This window comes from Variovorax sp. Root318D1 (genome assembly GCF_001424835.1).
Classification (GTDB): Bacteria; Pseudomonadota; Gammaproteobacteria; order Burkholderiales; family Burkholderiaceae_C; genus Variovorax.
Genome location: NZ_LMCQ01000014.1, coordinates 1 through 19,034, shown reverse-complemented (window position 1 = coordinate 19,034; position 19,034 = coordinate 1). Strand labels below are relative to the sequence as shown.

The 19,034-nt window shown below is 67.2% G+C and carries 16 protein-coding genes and 1 pseudogene; 5 read left to right on the top strand and 12 right to left on the bottom strand.

From position 1 onward, the window contains the following. Positions 1-90: 90 nt before the first annotated feature. Positions 91-1,068 carry a tripartite tricarboxylate transporter substrate-binding protein gene (locus ASC78_RS14005; RefSeq protein WP_055802336.1) on the top strand — a complete coding sequence of 326 codons (978 nt, stop codon included), beginning with the start codon at positions 91-93 and terminating at the stop codon, positions 1,066-1,068. 75 nt (positions 1,069-1,143) lie between these two features. On the opposite strand, the gene ASC78_RS14000 is transcribed toward ASC78_RS14005, so the two are convergent. After that, positions 1,144-3,273 carry a hypothetical protein gene (locus ASC78_RS14000; protein WP_055802334.1) on the bottom strand — a complete coding sequence of 710 codons (2,130 nt, stop codon included), beginning with the start codon at positions 3,271-3,273 and terminating at the stop codon, positions 1,144-1,146. Positions 3,274-3,454: 181 nt separating this feature from the next. On the opposite strand from ASC78_RS14000, the gene ASC78_RS13995 reads away from it, so the two are divergent. After that, the gene (locus ASC78_RS13995) at positions 3,455-4,441 is read left to right on the top strand and encodes a helix-turn-helix domain-containing protein (protein ID WP_055802332.1); all 987 of its coding nucleotides are present in this window, start codon (positions 3,455-3,457) and stop codon (positions 4,439-4,441) included. A gap of 24 nt (positions 4,442-4,465) precedes the next feature. Here the strand turns inward: ASC78_RS13995 and ASC78_RS13990 are convergent, their stop codons facing one another. Beyond that, positions 4,466-6,586 carry a PQQ-dependent dehydrogenase, methanol/ethanol family gene (locus ASC78_RS13990; protein ID WP_055802330.1) on the bottom strand — a complete coding sequence of 707 codons (2,121 nt, stop codon included), beginning with the start codon at positions 6,584-6,586 and terminating at the stop codon, positions 4,466-4,468. Between the two features lie 157 nt (positions 6,587-6,743). Here ASC78_RS13990 and ASC78_RS13985 point away from each other — a divergent pair, with 157 nt between their 5' ends. Then, positions 6,744-8,033, top strand: a complete 1,290-nt coding sequence (locus tag ASC78_RS13985) for a helix-turn-helix domain-containing protein (protein WP_055802328.1) — start codon at positions 6,744-6,746, stop codon at positions 8,031-8,033. A gap of 85 nt (positions 8,034-8,118) precedes the next feature. Here ASC78_RS13985 and ASC78_RS13980 read toward each other — a convergent pair whose 3' ends face one another. The 8 genes from ASC78_RS13980 to ASC78_RS13945 all read right to left on the bottom strand — a co-directional run bounded on the left by ASC78_RS13980 (position 8,119) and on the right by ASC78_RS13945 (position 15,246). After that, positions 8,119-9,279, bottom strand: coding sequence for an ROK family transcriptional regulator (locus ASC78_RS13980; protein ID WP_055802326.1), 1,161 nt, complete (start codon positions 9,277-9,279; stop codon positions 8,119-8,121). Between the two features lie 40 nt (positions 9,280-9,319). Continuing rightward, positions 9,320-10,096 (bottom strand): ATP-binding cassette domain-containing protein, encoded by a 777-nt coding sequence (locus ASC78_RS13975; RefSeq protein ID WP_055802324.1) that lies wholly within the window; start codon positions 10,094-10,096, stop codon positions 9,320-9,322. Position 10,097: 1 nt separating this feature from the next. Then, a complete protein-coding gene (locus ASC78_RS13970) occupies positions 10,098-11,288 on the bottom strand; it encodes a sugar ABC transporter permease (RefSeq protein WP_055802322.1) in 1,191 nt (396 codons plus the stop codon). A 113-nt stretch (positions 11,289-11,401) separates the two neighbouring features. After that, complete coding sequence (gene xylF, locus ASC78_RS13965; RefSeq protein ID WP_055802321.1) at positions 11,402-12,424, bottom strand: D-xylose ABC transporter substrate-binding protein; 1,023 nt, start codon at positions 12,422-12,424, stop codon at positions 11,402-11,404. Between the two features lie 188 nt (positions 12,425-12,612). Next, entirely contained in the window at positions 12,613-12,951 is a 339-nt protein-coding gene (locus ASC78_RS13960) for a hypothetical protein (protein ID WP_055802319.1), read from the bottom strand. A gap of 65 nt (positions 12,952-13,016) precedes the next feature. Beyond that, positions 13,017-13,913, bottom strand: a complete 897-nt coding sequence (locus tag ASC78_RS13955; protein WP_055802316.1) for an NAD(P)-dependent oxidoreductase — start codon at positions 13,911-13,913, stop codon at positions 13,017-13,019. After that, a complete protein-coding gene (locus ASC78_RS13950; RefSeq protein ID WP_055802314.1) occupies positions 13,910-14,479 on the bottom strand; it encodes a gluconokinase in 570 nt (189 codons plus the stop codon). The genes ASC78_RS13955 and ASC78_RS13950 overlap by 4 nt, the downstream gene beginning before the upstream one ends. Before the next feature lie 5 nt (positions 14,480-14,484). Further along, positions 14,485-15,246, bottom strand: coding sequence for a glucose 1-dehydrogenase (locus ASC78_RS13945; protein WP_055802312.1), 762 nt, complete (start codon positions 15,244-15,246; stop codon positions 14,485-14,487). A gap of 168 nt (positions 15,247-15,414) precedes the next feature. Here ASC78_RS13945 and ASC78_RS13940 point away from each other — a divergent pair, with 168 nt between their 5' ends. Together ASC78_RS13940 and ASC78_RS13935 are read left to right on the top strand one after the other, a co-directional pair. Then, positions 15,415-16,368, top strand: coding sequence for a 2-hydroxyacid dehydrogenase (locus ASC78_RS13940; RefSeq protein WP_055802311.1), 954 nt, complete (start codon positions 15,415-15,417; stop codon positions 16,366-16,368). 19 nt (positions 16,369-16,387) lie between these two features. Beyond that, positions 16,388-17,461 carry an L-idonate 5-dehydrogenase gene (locus tag ASC78_RS13935; RefSeq protein ID WP_055802370.1) on the top strand — a complete coding sequence of 358 codons (1,074 nt, stop codon included), beginning with the start codon at positions 16,388-16,390 and terminating at the stop codon, positions 17,459-17,461. Positions 17,462-17,467: 6 nt separating this feature from the next. On the opposite strand, the gene ASC78_RS13930 is transcribed toward ASC78_RS13935, so the two are convergent. Beyond that, positions 17,468-18,478, bottom strand: coding sequence for a LacI family DNA-binding transcriptional regulator (locus tag ASC78_RS13930; RefSeq protein ID WP_055802309.1), 1,011 nt, complete (start codon positions 18,476-18,478; stop codon positions 17,468-17,470). Positions 18,479-18,774: 296 nt separating this feature from the next. After that, positions 18,775-19,034: pseudogene (locus ASC78_RS27635) on the bottom strand (type II secretion system secretin GspD); the annotation flags it as partial.

The window sequence follows — 19,034 nt, the reverse complement described above, 5'->3', positions numbered from 1 at the left end:
TGGCACGTTCCTAGGGCTATTCGCTATGGGTCAGGCCGTGGTCAGCCCTTATGATCGCGGCCGTTTTCATTTCAATCGTCGGGAGACATCATGAAGAAATTGCTTGCATTTACGGCGATTGCCGCTGCCGCCACCGGCGTTTTCGCCCAGGATTTCCCTGCGGGCAAGACCGTCACGCTGGTAGTGCCTTTCACAGCCGGCGGCCCGACCGACCGCGTGGCGCGCGACCTGGCTGAAGCCATGCAGAAGACCCTCGGCACGACGATCGTGGTGGACAACACCGCGGGCGCCGGCAGCTCCATCGGCACCACCAAGGTGGCCCGCGCCGCACCCGACGGCCACACGCTGCTGCTGAACCACATTGCCATGTCGACAATGCCGGCGCTGTACCGCAAGCTGCCGTTCAACGTCGAGAACGACTTCGAATACCTCGGCATGGTCAATGAAGTGCCGATGACGCTCATCGGCAAGCCGGGCCTGCCGGCCAACAACTACAAGGAACTGACGAGCTGGATCGAGGCCAACAAGGGCAAGATCAACCTCGGCAACGCCGGCCTGGGCGCAGCCTCGCACCTGTGCGGCCTGCTGTTCCAGAGCGCGCTCAAGACCGACATGACGGCGGTTCCCTACAAGGGCACCGCGCCAGCCATTGCCGACCTGCTGGGCGGCCAGATCGACCTCTTGTGCGACCAGACCACCAACACCACGTCGCAGATCGAAGCCAAGAAGGTCAAGGCCTATGCCGTGACCACGTCCAAGCGCCTGACCACGCCAGCGGTCCTGAAAGACCTGCCCACGCTCGCCGAATCGGGCCTGAAGGACTTCGAAGTCACCATCTGGCACGGCGTGTACGCGCCCAAGGGCACGCCGGCGCCGGTGGTGAAGAAGCTCAACGAAGCCATCCGGGCCGCCATGAAGGACCCGGGGTTCATCAAGCGCCAGGAAGGCCTTGGCGCGGTGATTACCACCGACAAGCGCGTCGAGCCGGCCGAGCACAAGAAGTTCGTCTCGGCTGAAATCGCCAAGTGGGGCCCGATCATCAAGGCTGCCGGCGTGTACGCCGACTGATCTTCTCGGTCTCAAGAAAAAGCCGCCGGGCCCTCAGGTCCGGCGGCTTTTTTCATGGCGGTGACAGCAGGAAGCTCAGGGAAGCGTGACGGTCCAGACTTCGAAGTTCTTGCGCACGTCGACTTGACGCGCGGTGCGTGCCGTGAAGCTGAAGGTGCTCAGCGACGCGCCCTGGGCGTACTGCCAGCTGTTGTTGTCGGCCGGTACGCAGTGCGCGTCGCTGCCGCCCACGGGCTGGCAATAGACCATCGCCTTGCGGGCCGTGCTGCGCACGGTCACGGTTTCGCTGAAGCGGGCGCCGCTGGGGCCGGGCGCGCGGCCGAAGACGCCGAACGAGGTAGGCGCGAGCGCGCCGTTCGGAACCACCCAGCCGTCGAGGTCGCCATCGGCGCTGAAATCGACGTTGTTGGGCTCCGACGGGGTCGGCGCTCCGAAGACGATGCCGCGCGCGGTGTTCTGGCTTTCCGCGAGCAGTTCGGCGCGCAAGGCAGGTGCGAGTTCCACCAGGGGGGTCTGCACTGCCTCCGCAATGGTGGGCACACGGGAGAAGGTGCGCACGTATTGCACGACATTCGGCGTTGTGCCGTCCGCGCGGAAGAACTCCAGTTTCCACACGGTCTGGTCGGCGATCTTGCCGAGCTGCTCGTCGGTGTACGGCGGCGTGGCAAAGAGGTTGGCATTCTCGAAATCGCTCGGGCTGCCGGTCTGGGCTGGATCCAGGTAGCGCGCGGACATGCGCCACAGCGCCGAGTTCAACGCCGAGCCCGCAGTGCCGTCCGGCGTGAGCACCAGCGTGTTCAGGCCGGTCTTGGGCACCAGGACCAATTCCTTGCCCGGCAGCGATGCCGTGGTCGCCACCACCTTCGAAAGGATCGGGTCACCGTTGCCGTCGCGCACGTTGTCGATCGAAATGACGTAGCCGACGGAATGGAAGACCAGGTTCTGGTGCTTCAGATAGTCCTTCTTCTCGAGCTGCGGCCGCACGGCCGCGCGGTAGGTGTTGCTGTTTCCGGTGAGCTTCAGCGCGCCGTCCACGATCTTCGCGTTGATGAAGTCGTTGTCGGTGTTGCCGATGACGTCGGTCCAGCGAAACGTCAGCGCAATGTCCCCGTTGGCATGGAAGTATTCGAAGTTGCCACGATCGTGCTTCAGGTTGGTGGGACCGAAGCGGAACAGGCTTTCGAACGAGCGGCGCGCACCGCTGCTCACGCGGCCAACGGGCGCGCCGGCCGAGACGAAGCTGGCCGGGTCGTCGCCCACGAACAGCGTGCGGCACGCCGGCGCCACCACGTTGGCGGCGCTGCCGTAGGCATTGCCGTCCGACTCGATGGGGCTGTCGACGCGCTGTGCGAGCGGCAGCGCATAGCAGGCGTTGATGCGGTCGAGCAGGGCCTGCACCATGGCCGGCGTGGGTGGCGACACCAGGGAGGCCGTATCGACGGGGGGCAGCGTTGCAATGACGGCATCGCCGCTGCGAAAGACGATCGACACCGGCGGGCTGTCTTCACCGGCGGGCAGCGTCTTCACGGTGATCTCGATGTTGGCGGCTGTGCCGTCCGGGCGGACCGACACGTTGATGGCGTCCAGCACGCGGTCCTGCCCCGTGCCGTTGGCCGCGAACTCGCCGCTCATCGGGTCAATGCTCAGGTTGAGCGCGGTGAGGAGCGGCTGCAGTGCGGCAACCAGCTTCGCCACTTGGTCGCCGATCGATCCGGCCGTGACGGCGCCGGCATCGGCCTGGATCGCGGCGGCCAGCTGCGAGGGATCGCCGTTGGGCGAAAGCTGCGCCACGATGATGGTGGTGAGCGGCGTCACGTTCGTGGTGCCGGTGGCGGTGCTCGCGGTGGTGCTGTACAGGGTCAGGTCGTCCCGCACGGCCTGGATGACCAGCGGCGCCTTGGTGCCGGCCGGCAGCGAGCAGCTGTAGGTGCCTTCGGCCGTGGTGGTCACTTCGCAGACCTTGGCACCGGTCTGGTCGAACACCGTGAGCGCCGCGCCCGCAAAGGCCGCGCCGGTGGCGACCGTGCCGCTCAGCGTCGTGGCGGCCGCGGGTTGGTCGCCGCCGCCGCCGCCATTCGACGTCGAAGCCGGAGGAATGAAGCCGAACCCGCCGCCGCTCCCGCCTCCGCCACCTCCGCACGCTGAGAGGAGCGCCAAGGTGACAGCGGACAAGACATGGGGGAGTTTGCGGGTGAGATGTGGCATGGATGAGCTCTTCTAAAAAGGTTGGACACCTCTGGCAACCGGAGGCCCCGCAAACAATAGCTTTCACTTCTCCAAAAAAAATGATGCAAATGCACCATTCTTGAAGTCCGTCGGCGTGCCGAAGAACAAATCACCGGAATATGGGATGCGCACTGAGAAGGCGCAATGAAAGACTGCAGCGATGACCCGACCGGCCGCACTGCACGACTTCAGCGAGCTGCTGCTGCAGCTCTACCGGCTCTCGCACGAGCTGCCGATCAGCGCCTTCCAGGATGCCGCGCTCGACCTCATCAAGCCGGTGCTGTCCTTCGACGCGTCGATGTGGGGCACGGCCACCACAGCCGACGAGGGAATCGAGGTGCACACGCTGCACCTGCACCGCAAAACGCCCGAGATGATGATGGAGTACGAGTCCTTCAAGCACCTCGACTCCGCAGCCGCGAGCTTCTTCGGCAAGGGACATGCCACGAGAGGCTTCAACTCGGCGAGCTGGTGGAGCGGGCCCAAGTACGCGCCGTTTCTGGACTACGTGCAGCGCTATGACCAGAACAACATCTTCATCACGATGGACAGCGACCCGCGGTCCAACTTCATGCACTGGTTCTCGCTGTTCCGCGCCGACCCGGACGCGCATTGCAAGCCCGAGGAAGTGAGCCTCCTGGCCAGCCTGTCGCCGCACCTCATGCAGGCACTGGCGCTCAACCGCGTGATGCACCTGGACCGGACGCTCTCGCCGACCTCCGGCGTGCAGCCCCGCGGCTCAGCCATCGCCGACCTGAAAGGCGCGATCTATCACTGCGACGTGACCTTCGTCGCGCTGATGCAGGAAGAGTTCGCCGGCTGGCCGCGCCAGGCGTTGCCGCAGTCGCTGCTGGAACATTTCATGACGGTGCAGTCCGCCTACCTGGGCCGGCATGTCGCAGTGTCGTACCGGCTCGAACAGCGCCTGCTGTTCCTGAGCGTGCGCAAGCGCTGCCGCGCCGACAGTCTCACGCCGCGCGAGCACACCATTGCCGAGCTGCTCGCCAGGGGCGATACCCACAAGGACATCGCCACCATTTTGAGCCGCTCGCCCGCCACGGTGCGCAACCACATCCAGTCGATCTACGACAAGCTGCAGGTGAGCAACGTGGCGGGCCTTATCCACGAACTGCGGCTCGCGGGCTGACCGGCCCGCTCTGCCTTGTCGTCCTTACTTGGGCCGGATCGCGTCCGCCGTGCCCTGGATGAAGGCCTTGATGCTCTCGATTTCTTCGGCCGAGAGCTTGCCCGTGAAGTCGGGCATGCCGCGCCCCACGGCAGGACCGTTGAGAACGAACTTGTCCAGGTTCTGGATGTAGGCGGCATCCATGTAGCCGAGGTTCGGAATGTTGCCGCCGCGGTCCACGCCCGGCACGCCGTGGCAGAAAACGCAGTTGCTCACATAGAGCATGGTGCCGGCCTGCACCTTGGCGGGGTCGTACTTCACGCCCTCGACCAGCTTGCTCATGCGGTACTGCACGAACTCGGGCATCTTGGCCGTGCCGCCGACCGCGAAGGTGTAGACCGTGCCCGGGCCCTGCCGCTCGGTGGCGCGCTGCGCGAGGCCGTACACACCGCCCCAGCCCACTGCGACCGACACGTACTGCTTGCCGTCGACCATGTAGGTGGACGGGGCCGCGACCACGCCGGTACCGGTGGGGGTCTCCCAGAGCTTTTCGCCGGTCTTGGCGTTGTAGGCCAGCAGGCGACCATCGGCCGTGCCCTGGAACACGAGGTTGCCTGCCGTGGTGAGCGTGCCGCCGTTCCAGGGCGAGGCGTAGTCCACGCCCCAGGCTTCCTTCTGCGCCACCGGGTCCCAGGCGATGAGACGGCCGAAGGGCTTGCTCTTGGGCGGCTCGGCATTGGCGAACATGGCGGTGTTCCAGCCCATTCCTCCGTGCGGTCGGCCGGGCACGTTCTGGTCGAACTTCCAGTCCTTGTCGTCCATCAGGTTGATCGGCACGTTCTGCGCGGGCAGGTAGGCGAGGCCCGTCTGCGGGTTGAACGACATCGGGTGCCAGTTGTGAGCGCCGAAGGGGCCCGGGATGCTGTCGCCGGGCTTTTCGTTCTGGCGCGCGGCGGCAATCTCGATGGGCCGGCCGTTCTTGTCGTAGCCGGTGGCCCAGTTCACTTCGACGAAATTCTTCGCCGAGATGAACTTGCCGTTGGTGCGGTCGATGACGAAGAAAAATCCGTTCTTCGGCGCGTGCAGCAGCACCTTGCGCGCCTTGCCGCCAAGCTTGACGTTGGCCAGGATCATCGACTGGGTGGAGGTGTAGTCCCAGTTGTCGCCGGGGGTCTCCTGGTAGTGCCACACGTACTTTCCGGTGTCGGGGTTCAGGGCCACCACCGAGCCCAAGTAGAGGTTGTCTCCGCCGCTGGGGCTTCGCTTGCTGCGTGCCCAGGGCGAGCCGTTGCCGGTGCCCACGTACATGAGGTTCAGCTCGGGGTCGAAAGCGAAGCTGTCCCATGCGGTGCCGCCACCGCCCGCCTCCCAGTACTTGCCGCTCGGATCCCAGGTCTTGGCGGCGCGCGCCATCGATTCGTCCTCGAAAGGCTTGCTCGGATCGCCCGGCACCACGAACCAGCGCCACTTCTGGTCGCCGGTCTTCGCGTCGTAGGCGGTGACGTAGCCGCGCACGCCGTACTCGGCGCCGCCGTTGCCGATGATGACCTTGCCCTTGAAGACGCGCGGCGCGCCGGTGATGGTGTAGGAACCCTTCTGCCCCTCGATGGTGTTCTTTTCCCAGACCTTCTGGCCCGTGGCCGCGTCGAGCGCAATGAGGCGGCCGTCGTAGGCCGCCACGTAGACCCGGCCTTCGTACAGCGCCACGCCGCGGTTCACCACGTCGCAGCAGCCGCGGAAGCCCTTGGCCTTGTCGACCTGCGGATCGAAGGTCCAGAGCTTCTGCCCGGTACGCGTGTCGATCGCGTGCACCACGCTCCATGACGCGGTGACGTACATCACGCCATCGACCACCAGCGGCGTGGCTTCCACGCCGCGCGTCGACTCGAGGTTGTACGACCACATCAGGCCCAGCTGCTTCACGTTGCCGGCGTTCACTTGGTCGAGCTTGCTGAAGCGCGACTCGGCGTAATCCAGGCCGTAGCTCGGCCAGTCAGGGGTCTTCTTCTGTGCCGCGTTGTCGCGGATGAAGTTGCCGTTCACCCGCTGGACGGCCGTAGCGGCGCGCTCCTGCGGGGTTCCGGCCGCCTGGGCCGAAGCAGTCGATGCGCCCAGGCACAGCCATGCAACGGCGAGCGGAAGCAGCCCGGCGTGGATCTTTGTCATCGTGAGTCTCCTTTGTGCCGCAAGGATCGTTTTTGTGGCCCTTTCCTTCACCCTCGGGATTTCCCCAGTCTGGCGCTGTTCCATTGCAGAACACATTCGAGGGGGTCACGATTTCCCCATTTCCTGGTTCCCCCGACTTCGAGGAGCAGCGAACAGCATGGCTTTCGAAAGGCTGGGCACGGCCACTGCGCCGCGCCAACTCTTTTCCACCACGCCGGCGCAGCGCGTTGCGCTCGCGCGGCAGCAGTTCTTCGAGGAAGGCGTGCGCCCCTCGGGGCTCGTCGGCGAAGCGGTGATCCAGTCGTGGCTGCGCTGCACCCGCAACCACAGCGACCGGCAACGCATCGTGCCCTTCGATGCGGTCACGCCGAGCCGGCTGCACGCCACGTTGGCGCGCAATCGCGAACTGCTCGAGGTTGCGCAGCAAGAGCTTGCGAGCATGGAAAGCGCGCTCTCGGGCACCGACTCCCGCGTGATCCTGACCGACGGCGAGGGCGTGGTGGTGCACGTTACGCAGCACCCGGCCGGGGCGCACCAGCCGGTGCTGCGAAAGACCGCGCGCGTCGGCGTGAACATTTCAGAGCGCATGGTCGGCACCACGGCGCCGGGCATCGTCGCGACCACGGGGCAGGCCTGCACTGTCGACGGCGCGGAGCACTACTTCGACGTGCTGTCCCAGATGCAATGCGCCGCGGCGCCCATCCGCGACGTGACGGGGCGCCTGGCCGGTGTGCTCGACATCACGATGGAGGCGCGGCGCTTCGGTTTCGACGCGGCCTCGATGGTGGCGCTCTACGCCACCACCATCGAGAACCGGCTGCTGCAGGCCCAGTCGCGCGACCACCTGATCCTGCGCTTTCAGGCCAGCCCCAGCTTGCTTGGCACGCCGATGGAAGCTCTGGCGGGCGTGGCGCCCGACGGCACCATCGCCTGGCTCAACGGCGCCGGCGCGCGGCTGATCGGCCGCCTGCCCGAGGAGGCGTGCGAGCGTGACGTCGAGTCCATGCTGGGCCACGATCTCGCGAGCCTCCTGCGGCTGGAACGGCGCGAAGCCGCCCAGCCGCTGCGCCTGGCCAGCGGGCTCGGCGTGTGGGTGCAGGCGCGGCTCAAGGCCGCAGACGGCGCGGACTTCAGGCACGCGGTGGCGATGCCGGGCCAGACCAGTGCGATGGCGACGGCGCCAGCACCGATCGAGACGGCACCGTCAGAAGGAGGCACTTCGCAAGCACCGGAGCCGGAGGCGCTCCAAAGCGAGACCCTGCGCGAGCACAGCCGCAAGCTGATCGAGGAAGCGCTGGCCGCGCAAGGCGGCAACGTTTCGCAGGCGGCGCGGCAGCTGGGCGTGTCGCGTGGAACCCTGTACCGACGCCTGCGCGAATGGCGCGAGGAAGACAAGAGCGCAGCGCCCGGCGGGTTCTTCCGGGGGACGGAAAACCCCAGAAGCTAGGCCAAGGCACCCGTGCGCAGGCGTACGCGCAGTCGCCATACATCGGCGGTGTGCCGCGGACCTGCCGGCGCCCCGCCAACGATTTTCAGGCCGAAGGCAACGCGTACTCGCGTGCCGCGCGTGCGCGGCGCGCGCGCGCATCGGGCTGAAGCGGCCGGAGGTACTCGTGCAGCGCCAGCGCGGCCGCGCCCACCGCCGGCGCCAGCTCGCCATGGTGGGCCAGGCGCAGCTCGGGCGCGGGCATGCCGGCCGCATCGGCATGGCGCTTCACCATCTCGAAAGCCGCCTGCGCCAGGCCGCGATGGTGGGTGCACGACTTGCCGCCGAGAACGATGGCGCGCGGGTCGAAGGTGACCCACAGGTTCTGCAGCAGCACGCCGAAGAAGGCAGCCGCACGCGCCGTGTCGGGCGCCTCACGCTCCAGCGCGCGGGAGCCGAAGAAGGCTTCGGCGCAGCCTCTTCGCCCACACGAGCACAACGGCCCGTCGATCTGCAGAATGGTGTGGCCGATCTCGCCCGCCATGCCTTGCGCGCCGGTGAAGAGGCGGTCGTTCAGCACCACGCCGGCACCCACGCCCACGTCGCAGCTGACGAAGATCAGCGGATCGCCGCCTTCGCCGCCGAAGAACTCGTACTCGCCGAGCGCGGCGGCATCGGCATCGTTCTGCAGCTGCACCGTGACGCCCGGCAGGCCCGCCGCGGCAAAGGCTTGCTCGAGCGCGGGCAGCAGGCTCACATTGCGCCAGCCGAGGTTGGGCGCAAAGCGGACCACGCCGGTGCAATCGTCCACCGCGCCGGGCACGCAGACGCCAATGCTCGACAGGCGCAATCCCCGTTCGTTCAACTGCAGGTGCGCTTCCGCAGCCATGCGCGCGACCTGCGCGCAGACGCCGGCCGGTGCGCTGTCGGTCAGCGCATGCGTGTCGGCATGGAGCACCTCGCCCTGCAGCGAGACGCAGGCCAGGCGTACCGTTTCGACGGCGATCTCGACGCCCATCAACGCGCGCACGCCGACGTTGATCTGCAGCGGCGTTGAAGGCCGCCCCAGACCATCGGCAACCGTGGTACCCGCCTCGCTGAGCCAGCCCTCGTCGAGCAGCTCGCGCACCAGGAGGCTCACGGTCGATTTGGTGAGGCCGCTTTCGTCGGCAAGCCGCGCACGCGAGAGACCCGGGCGGGCGCGCAGCAAACGCAGCAAGACACTGCGGTTCATCCGCTTGAGCAACTGCTGATCGCCGATGGTCATGATCCGACCCCCAACCTGCGAACCACGAGCGCGCCTGCGTTCACCTGTGCGCCTGCTCTTTTCCTTCGGGGCGCTTGCCGGCGATGATCATGCCGAGCACTTCGTCTTCGGTGACGTCCGCGGTGCGGTAGGTGCCGACGAGCTTGCCGTTCTTCATGACCGCGACGCGGTCGCTCAGCGAGAAGACGTCGGGCATGTCGTGCGTGATCAGAAAGATGCCGACGCCATCGGCCTTAAGCTGCTTCACGAGCCCGCCGACCATCGCGGTTTCTTCGGGGCCGAGCGCGGCGCACGGTTCGTCCATGATGAGGATGCGCGCGTTGAAGTACAGCGCGCGCGAGATCGCCACCACCTGCCGCTGCCCGCCCGAGAGGCGGCGCACCGGAATGCGGATGTTGGTGAAGTTCTTGTTCAGGCGGTGGAACACCTTGCGCGCCTGCACTTCCATGAAATGATCGTCGAGCGTGTTCCAGCGCGTCATCTTTTCGCGGCCGAGAAAGAGGTTGGACACGGAGTCGAGGTTGTCGGCCAGCGCGAGCGTCTGGTAGATGGTCTCGATGCCCAGCGCCTGCGCCTCGGCGGGCGTGCGGATGTGGACCTTCTCGCCCTCGATCAGCGTGTCGCCAGAATCAATCGGGTAGGCGCCCGCGAGCATCTTCATGAGCGTGGACTTGCCCGCACCGTTGTGGCCGAGCACCGCAACCACTTCGCCCGGATGAAGGTTGACGCTCACGCCGTCCACCGCCTTCACGCCGCCAAAGGCCTTGCGGATGTCGCGCAGTTCGACGAGGGGCGTGGATGTGTCGATGGTGCTCATTTCAGTTCTCTCCAAAGCGCTTGCGATAGAGAACATCGAACACCACCGCCACGATCAGCACCTGTCCGATGATCACCATGCGCTTGCCGATGGGCACGTCGAGCAGCAGCATGCCGCTGTCGAGCGATTGCATGATGAGCGCGCCCAGCACGGAGCCGAAGATCGAGCCGCTGCCGCCCGCGAGCGCCGTGCCACCAATCACGGCGGCCGCGATCACGTACAGCTCCATGCCCGTACCGAGGGAGTTGGTGCCGGCATTGAGCCGCGCAATCGACACGATGGCCGCCACCGTCACCAGCACCGCGAGCAGTGCGAACAGCATCAGCGTGACGCGTTTCACCGGAATGCCCACCAGCGCGGCCGCATCCGGGTTGCCGCCCATCGCGAACACGTAGCGTCCGAAGCGCGTGCGGTGCACGATGAACGACAGCACGATGGCCACCACGGCCCAGATGAGCACCGGAATCGGCAGGCCCTGCGGCGCGTCCTTCGACGCGATCTGGTAGTTGTTCATGACGGCCGCAAAAACGAACACCACCGCCACCGGCACGGCGGTCAGCAGCAGCTCCAGCCACAGCGGCTCGTTGGGCATCTCGTGATGAGCGCGCGCGCGGCGCTTCTGCAGCATGCGCGCGAACAACACCACCGCCACGAACGCCGCGAGAACCCAGGTCGCGGTGGTGCCGATGCCGCCGTCGTAACCGCCGCCCAGGCGCTGGAAGAACTCGTCGTTCACCGGTTGCGTCTTGCCGTCGGCCACGAGGAACGCGGCGCCGCGGAACGACATCAGCCCGCCCAGCGTGACCACGAAAGACGGCACGCCCAGCATGGCCGTCAGCCAGCCCTGGTAGATCGACACCAGCAGTGCCACGGCCAAGCCCGCCAGGCAGGCCGTGGGCCACGACCAGCCCGATGTGTATTGCAGGTACGCGATCAATACGCCGACAAAGCCCATGACCGAACCCACGGACAAGTCGATGTGGCGCGCCACGATGACCAGCACCATGACCGTCGCGACGATGCCCACAACGGCCGTCTGCTGCGCCACGTTGTAGAGGTTCTCGGGCGACAGGAAGACGCCGCCGGACATCACGTTGAAGACCACGCCCATCGCGATCAGCAGCACGCTCATCAACAGCAGCCGCAGGTCGACGCCGGTGCGCCGCCACCAGCCTGGTGTTTGGTTGCTCATTTAGTTGCCCTCTCGAAGGTACGGGTGCGCGGCGGCTCTCCGGCCGAGCCCGCAGGCCGGCCGGCGCAGTGCTGCGCGAATCAATGGGCGAGCGCTTGTGCTCGCCGCTGTTGCTACTTGCAGGCCGCAGGCGCGCTGGCGGCCGGGACGCCCTTGCAGAGCTCGTCCTTCTTGATCCAGCCGGCCTTCACGACCACGTCGAGGTTGTCGCGCGTGATCGGCACCGGCGTGAGCAGGCGGGATGAAAGCGAGATCTTCTTCGGCCCCGAGTTCCACTGCGCGGCCTTCTCGACCGGCTTGCCTTGCGTGAGCGCAATGGCGGCGCTGGCGGCTTCGCGGCCGAGCTCTCGCGAGTCCTTGAAGACCGTGGCCGTCTGCGTGCCCAGCGCGATGCGGTTGAGCGCGGCAAAGTCTGCATCCTGCCCCGATACCGGAACGCCGCGCAGGCCCTTGGCCGTGAGCGCGGCCACCGCGCCGCCGGCCGTGCCGTCGTTGGCGGCCACCACCGCATCGACCTTGTTGCCGACCTTGGTGAGGATCTGCTCCATGTTCTTCTGCGCGACCTCGGGCTTCCAGCCTTCGGTGTATTCGTCGCCGACGATCTTGATGTCGCCCTTCTTCACGGCGGCATCCAGCACCTCTTGCTGGCCCGCGCGCAGAAAGTCGGCGTTGGGGTCGCTGGGCGAGCCCTTGATGATCACGTAGTTGCCCTTGGGCTTGACCTTGAAGACCTCGCGTGCCTCCATGCGGCCAACCTCGACGTTGTCGAAGGTGATGTAGAAGACGCCCGGCGCCTCGATCAAACGGTCGTATGCGACCACGGGCACCTTCTGGCGCGTGGCCTTTGTGATGGCGGGAAGGATCGCGTCCTTGTCCATCGCCAGCACGATGAGCGCCTTGGCACCCTTGGACATCAGCCCCTCGATGTCGCCCAGCTGCTTCTCGGGCGAACCGCCCGCGTCGGCGCTGATGTACTTGGCGCCGAGCTTCTCGAGCTGTGCCTTGATCGCGGCCTCGTCGGTCTTCCAACGCTCTTCCTGGAAGTTGGACCAGCTCACGCCGACCACGGTCTGCGCCACTGCGCCCACTGCGGTGAGGCCGAAGGCCATGGCGGCCAGGGTGTGCTTGAGTTGCATCGATGTCTCTCCTTGGAAGTTGCCCGGCGAAAAGCCGTGTAAGAAATTAGTTAGTTTGAAGGGCGAACTAACTATCCCATTCGGGCAACGCGAAGGGCATCCGGGAATTCCCGGGGAGCGGAGAGACATGCGCAGCGCCAGTAAGGCGAAGTCGACAGCGGCTAGCGCCGTCGGCCAGCGTTACGGCATCAGCTGTTGGCGAGCGGAAATTCTTCGGCGCTGAACACCGTGTGAAAGACCGTGCCGTCGAACATCTCGAACAGGTGCTTGGAGAGCTCTCGGCTTTCGTAGCGCACGGGCGAATCGAGCGCCAGTGCGATGTCTTCGCGGCTGGCATAGCGGGTCGACAGCACCATGGCCAATTCTGGATCGCTCACGTCACTTTCGATCTGGCGCAGCACCCGCACTTCGAGCACGCCTGGAAAACGGGTCCAGAGCGGCACCAGCTTCTCGTGCACGTGCCGGTCGAAAGCCTCTTCCATGCCGGCCTTGACCTTGCCCCGGAAAAACGCGCAACGGATGAACATGGGTGTCTTCTTTCCTGGTTGAAATGTGTGGTCGGGCCGCGCGCAGGGCGCGGCCAATGCGCGCTTCAGTCGCGCGCGTAGCCGTTGAACTGCCGCATCATGGCGGCCGTGTCTTCAGCCCCGAGACCGGCCGCCACGAAGGCGCGATGCAGCTCGGAAACCGCGCCCGCCAGCGGCAGCGGCAGGCGTTCGCCCTGCGCAAAAGCCTGTACCGCCTCGAGGTCCTTGAGCATGTTGTCGATGCGGCCGGTGGGCGTGAAGTCGCGCGCGGCCATCTTGGGACCGAACTCGCGCAGGATCTGGCTGTCGGCCCGGCCGCCGGCCAGCGCGGTGTGCAGCTTCGACGCATCGACGCCGCCGGCTTCAGCCAGCCGCACCGCCTCGGCCACGGCCTGGAAACCGATGGCGCAGAGCAGCTGGTTGACCAGCTTGGTAGTCTGGCCCGCGCCGCTTTCGCCCATGCGCGTGTAGTTGGCGCACAGGCTGTCCATCACGGCGCGCGCGCGTGCCACGTCGTCTTCGCTGCCGCCGGCCATGACCGTCAGCTGGCCGAGCAGGGCCTTGGGGGCGCCGCCCGAGAGCGGCGCATCGACGAAGGCCATGCCCGTGCGCTCGCGCAGCTGCTGGGCAAGCCGGCGCGTGGAGACCGGGTCGATGGAAGACATGTCGATCAGCAGCCGGCGCGGATCCGCGGGCACGGCAGCCGCCACGCCGGCGTCGCCGAACAGCGCACGCTCCACCACTGCGGCCGAATTGAGACTGGTGATGACGAAGTCGGCCGACGCCGCGGCGACGGCCGCGCTCGCGGCGCCCTGCGCCCCTTGCTGCGTCAGCGCCGCGATCTTGGCGGCGTCGAGGTCGAACACGCACACCGCGTGGCCGCATTCGAGCAGGCGGCGCGCAATGGCCGAGCCCATGATGCCGACGCCGATGATGGCCACGCGCTGGCTTGGAAAACTCATGCGGCAATTTTCGTTGGGAAGGCGCACCCCTGCGCGAAGGCGATCAGCCGCGCCCCCACGGAGGCCACGATCAGCGGCACGGGCTCGTCGATGCCGGCGTGCAGCACCTCCGGCTCGTCCGCGCCAGGCTTCTCGAAGCTCTGCAACTGGCTGTCGAGCAGCGCCGGCGGCATGTAATGCCCGCTGCGCGCCTCCAGGCGGTGCCGGACCAGTGCGCGCGGCCCATCGAGGCACACGAAGTGCACGCCCGGGGCCGCCGCGCGCAGGCGGTCGCGGTAGGCGCGCTTCAATGCCGAGCACGCCACCACCACGCCCGCCGGCGCCGCGGCTTCGTCGCTCAGCCGTGCACCGATGCGCTCCAGCCAGGGCCAGCGGTCCTCGTCGCTGAGCGGCACGCCGCCGCGCATGCGCGCCACCGCCTCCGGCATGTGCAAGTCGTCGCCGTCGATCCAGGGCATGCCCAGCACGCAGGCCAGACTGGCGGCCACGCTGCTCTTGCCGGTGCCCGACACACCCATGACCACCACGGCCAGCCTCGCCCGGTACGGTTGCTGCAGCAGGGCCATGGGATTCAGAGGCTGGCAGTGATGCCGCCGTCCACGTACAGGATGTGGCCGTTGACGAAGCTCGACGCATCCGACGCGAGAAAGATCGCCGCGCCGCCGAGTTCTTCCACGTCGCCCCAGCGCCCGGCGGGGGTGCGGCCGGAGAGCCAGGCGGTAAAGGCCTCGTCGGCCACCAGCGTCTGCGTCAGCTCGGTCTTGAAGTAGCCCGGCCCCAGGCCGTTGACCTGGATGCCATGCTTGCCGAGGTCGATGGCCATGCCCTTGGTGAGCATCTTCACCGCGCCCTTGGTGGCGGCATAGGGCGCGATGCCCGGGCGGCCCAGTTCGCTTTGCACCGAGCAGACGTTGATGATCTTGCCGCGCTTGCGCTCGATCATGCGCTGCGCCACGAAGCGGCCGACAAAGAACACGCTGTCGATGTTGGTGGTGGTGATCTTGTGCCAGGCGTCGATCGGAAACTCCGCGAACGGGCCGCGATGCTGCATGCCGGCGTTGTTGACCAGGATGTCGATGGCGCCGACTTCGGCTTCGATGCGGGCCACGCCCGCCTCCACCGCGGCGGCGTCGGTCACGTCGAAGGCCATGGCTTCGGCCGCGACACCCCGGGCGCGCAAGGCGTCGCGGGCGGCTTCGAGTGCGGCGGGATCGCGCGCGTTGAGCACGATGCGTGCGCCGGCCGAGCCCAGCGCCGCTGCCAGCGCAAAGCCGATGCCCTTGCTGGAGCCGGTGATGAGGGCGGTGCGCCCGGAGAGGTCGAACAGTTTCAAGCGGAGCTCCAGGAGATTGGGTGCACTAATACAAATACGTTACCGGTATCCATTTGATCCGTCAATGGTGAAAACCTCCGTGCAGCTTCCCTCATGCGAGCCCGGCCGGCGGTTAAAGTTACCGGTATCTATATTGCGCGCGCCGCGCCGTCCCTCGAGGAGATCCGCTTGACTGTTGCCGCTACACCCCCGCACGTGCTGATGCCCGGCCCCTATCCGGAATGGGACATGGCGCCGATGCAGGCGAACTACACGCTACTTCGCTGGTGGGAAGCAACCGACCGCCAGGCTTTCATTGCCGAGCACGCCCCGGCCATCCGCGCGGTGGCAACCCGTGGCGAGTTGGGCGCCAGCACCGAGCTCATCGCGTCGCTGCCCAACCTGGAGTTGATCGCCTGCTACGGCGTGGGCACCGACGGCATCGACCTTGCGGCCTGCCGCGCGCGCGGCATCCGCGTCACCAACACTCCCGACGTGCTCAACGGCGACGTCGCCGACCTTGCCGTGGGCCTCACGCTCGCGCTGCAGCGGCGCATCCCGGCGGGTGACCGCTTCGTGCGCAGCGGCGAATGGGCCAAGGGCCCGATGTCGTTGGCCACGCGCGTCTTCGGCCAGCGCGTGGGCATCGCCGGTTTCGGGCGCATCGGCAGCACCATCGCGCGGCGGCTCTCGGGCTTCGAGATGGAGCTGGGCTACTTCAGCCGCACGGCGCGCGAAGGCAGCCCGCTGCGCCACTTCAACAATCTCACGGCCATGGCCGAATGGTGCGACGTGCTCATCGTCATCCTGCCGGGCGGCGAGGCCACGCGCGGCATCGTCGATGCCGAGGTGCTGCAGGCGCTCGGCCCCAAGGGCTGGCTGGTGAATGTGTCGCGCGGCACCACGGTGGACGAGGGCGCCCTGCTGCAGGCGTTGGAGCAGCGCACCATCGCCGGCGCCGCGCTCGACGTGTTCCTGAACGAGCCGCGCATCGACCCGCGCTTTGCGGCGCTCGACAATGTGGTGCTGCATCCGCACCATGGCAGCGGCACCGAGGAGACCCGCCGCGCCATGGGCGAACTGGTTCGCCGCAATCTGCAGGCCCACTTCGGTGGCCAGCCCCTCGTTACCCCGGTCGCCTGACGGCCTGAAGGAGAACCCCATGCGTATGCGTTGTATGTGCCTCGTGATCCATGCCCCCGATGACTTGCGCCTGGAAGAACAGGACGCCGGAGACATCGGCCCGGGCCAGGTGCTGGTGAAGGTCGGCATGGGCGGCATCTGCGGCTCTGACCTGCATTACTTTCACAACGGCGGCTTCGGCACCGTGCGCATCAAGGAGCCGATGGTGCTGGGCCATGAAGTGGCGGGCACCGTGGTCGCCACGGCGCCCGGCGTCGACAGCGTGCGCATCGGCGACAAGGTCGCCGTCAACCCGAGCCGCCCGTGCGGCGCCTGCAAGTTCTGCCTCGAGGGCCTGCCCAATCAGTGCCTGGACATGCGCTTCTACGGCAGCGCCATGCGCACGCCGCACGTGCAGGGCGCGTTCCGCAACATGCTGCTGTGCGAGGCCACGCAGTGCGTGAAGGTGGCGGAGCATGTGCCGCTGCGCCTGGCGGCGCTGGCCGAGCCGTTTTCAGTGGGACTGCATGGCGTCTCGCGCGCAGGTCCGCTCTTGGGCAAGCGCGTGCTGGTGTCGGGCTGCGGGCCCATCGGCGTGCTGGCCATTGCGGCCGCGCGCGCGCACGGCGCGGCCGAGATCACCGCCACCGACGTGGTCGGCGAGCCACTGGCCATTGCGCGCGCCATGGGCGCTGACCACACCATCAACGTTGCAGAGGACAAGGCCTGGGTGTCGCGCTATTCGGCCGACAAAGGCACTTTCGACGTGATGCTCGAATGCTCGGGCAACGAGCGCGCCCTGCGCGATGGGCTGGAGGTGATGCGCCCGCGCGGCGTGGTGGTGCAGTTGGGCCTGGGCGGCGACGTGAGCATTCCGCAGAACATGGTGGTGGCGAAGGAGCTCAGCATCTGCGGCTCGTTCCGCTTCCACGCGGAGTTCGCGCTGGCGGTGCGGCTCATCAATGAAGGCCGGGTCGATCTGTCGCCGGTCGTCTCGCACACCTTCCCGATGCAGCAGGCACGCGAGGCCTTCGAGCTGGCGAGCGACCGCCAGCGTGCGATGAAGGTGCTGATCGACTTTGCCGACGCCGGCGCGGAAACCGCCGCGGCCTGATCAGCCTCAGGAGCTTTCGCGCTGCTCGACGCGGAACGGGATCAGCACCGTTTCGGGGGGTGGCCGATGGCCTTCGCGGGCGCCATCGATCACGCGCAACAGCAATTCGCCCGCGGCCCGCCCGATGCCCACGCAGTCCACTGCGACGGTGGTGATGCGCGGGTGCGAGGTGCGGGCCACCTCGAAATCACCGAAGCCCGCAATCGCGATGCGGCCCGGCACGTCCCAGCCTCGCCGTTGGCATTCCATCAGCGCGCCGAAGGCCGAGAGGTCAGACACGCACATCACCGCATCCACGTCCGGCCATTGCCGGATCAGCTGCACCACGGCCTCGCCGCCCTGTGCCATTGAGATCGGGGGCTGGCCGAAGCTGATGACGCGCGCCTCGGGCAGGCCCAGTTCGCGGATCGCCTCGGCATAGCCGCGCTGGCGGTCGGCGCCGCGCGTGTCTCGGTTCGAGGTGCCGCCAATGAAAGCGATGCGCCGGTAGCCCTGGCCGTGCAGGTGCCGCACCATCGCGGCGGCGGCTTGTGCGTTCGAGAAGCCGACGGTGTGCTCGATGGGCGTGGCTGGCAGGTCCCAGGTCTCGACCACCGGAATGCCGGCCGCCTGCAGCATGGCGCGCGCGGCGGGCGTGTGGGCGCCGCCGGTGAGGATCACGCCCTCGGGGCGGCGCGCGAGCATCGCGCGGACAAGGCGCTCCTCGGTTTCCACGCGGTAGTCGGTATAGCCCAGCAGCAGTTGGAGCCCGCGCGCTTCCAGTGCGGCGGCAATGCCTTGCGCGGTCTCGGAAAAGTTGGAGTTGTTGAGCGACGGAATCAGCACCGCGACGAAGCCCGAGCGCTTGCTGGAGAAGGTGCGCGCGGTCTGGTCGATGACATACCCCATCTCCTCGCAGGCCTGCAAGATGCGCTGGCGCAGCGCCTCCGAGGTGGCCCGTTCGCTGCCCGTGCTGCGGTTGAGCGCACGCGACACCGTCATCTTCGAAACGCCGACGCGCGCGGCGACGTCGGCCATGGTCGCCGGGCGAGGCAGGGAGGCGGAGGCTTTGGTCGGGGGCAAGGTGCTTTCTCTTGATGCGGGTCCGAGGATAGGCGAGGACGGGCGGGAACAGAGTGCTTGAGGTTACCGATATCGCAAAGCAAGGGCTTGGTAACAGAGGCCTGAGACTCGATGGCCGCGTTCTACGCGGTTTTTTTGAGGGCACCCTTGGCGCTTAACGATGGCAATTGACCAAGAGATGCCGCTTCACCTCAAGCTCGACGCTCGAGAGGGTCGATGGTATGCCGCTGCTGCTGCCTCCAACTCGCTCGCTACGGCAGCTCCTGTCCGCTGGCGGGGTCAGAGGTGGGACGCATGGCACCGTGCAAGGGAGAAGGCGTGAGCTTACGATTGTCGGCGGCGGGTTGCACCAGCGGGATGAGTTGGGTGCCATCCATTCGGGTGCTGCCACTGCTGTTGGACGAACGCGGCAGCGGTGCTTCCGGCAGCACGGGCGCGGAGTCGACGCCGCGCAGCATGATGTTGTCGGTGTTCGGCTGCGCGCGCTGCTGCATGCCGCGGATCTCGTCGT

Bases quoted from the DNA above. Each gene is read 5' to 3' on its own strand.
- ASC78_RS14005 (WP_055802336.1), top strand. From the start codon at position 91: ATGAAGAAATTGCTTGCATTTACGGCGATTGCCGCTGCCGCCACCGGC.
- ASC78_RS14000 (WP_055802334.1), bottom strand. From the start codon at position 3,273: ATGCCACATCTCACCCGCAAACTCCCCCATGTCTTGTCCGCTGTCACC.
- ASC78_RS13995 (WP_055802332.1), top strand. From the start codon at position 3,455: ATGACCCGACCGGCCGCACTGCACGACTTCAGCGAGCTGCTGCTGCAG.
- ASC78_RS13990 (WP_055802330.1), bottom strand. From the start codon at position 6,586: ATGACAAAGATCCACGCCGGGCTGCTTCCGCTCGCCGTTGCATGGCTG.
- ASC78_RS13985 (WP_055802328.1), top strand. From the start codon at position 6,744: ATGGCTTTCGAAAGGCTGGGCACGGCCACTGCGCCGCGCCAACTCTTT.
- ASC78_RS13980 (WP_055802326.1), bottom strand. From the start codon at position 9,279: ATGACCATCGGCGATCAGCAGTTGCTCAAGCGGATGAACCGCAGTGTC.
- ASC78_RS13975 (WP_055802324.1), bottom strand. From the start codon at position 10,096: ATGAGCACCATCGACACATCCACGCCCCTCGTCGAACTGCGCGACATC.
- ASC78_RS13970 (WP_055802322.1), bottom strand. From the start codon at position 11,288: ATGAGCAACCAAACACCAGGCTGGTGGCGGCGCACCGGCGTCGACCTG.
- xylF (WP_055802321.1), bottom strand. From the start codon at position 12,424: ATGCAACTCAAGCACACCCTGGCCGCCATGGCCTTCGGCCTCACCGCA.
- ASC78_RS13960 (WP_055802319.1), bottom strand. From the start codon at position 12,951: ATGTTCATCCGTTGCGCGTTTTTCCGGGGCAAGGTCAAGGCCGGCATG.
- ASC78_RS13955 (WP_055802316.1), bottom strand. From the start codon at position 13,913: ATGAGTTTTCCAAGCCAGCGCGTGGCCATCATCGGCGTCGGCATCATG.
- ASC78_RS13950 (WP_055802314.1), bottom strand. From the start codon at position 14,479: ATGGCCCTGCTGCAGCAACCGTACCGGGCGAGGCTGGCCGTGGTGGTC.
- ASC78_RS13935 (WP_055802370.1), top strand. From the start codon at position 16,388: ATGCGTATGCGTTGTATGTGCCTCGTGATCCATGCCCCCGATGACTTG.
- ASC78_RS13930 (WP_055802309.1), bottom strand. From the start codon at position 18,478: ATGGCCGACGTCGCCGCGCGCGTCGGCGTTTCGAAGATGACGGTGTCG.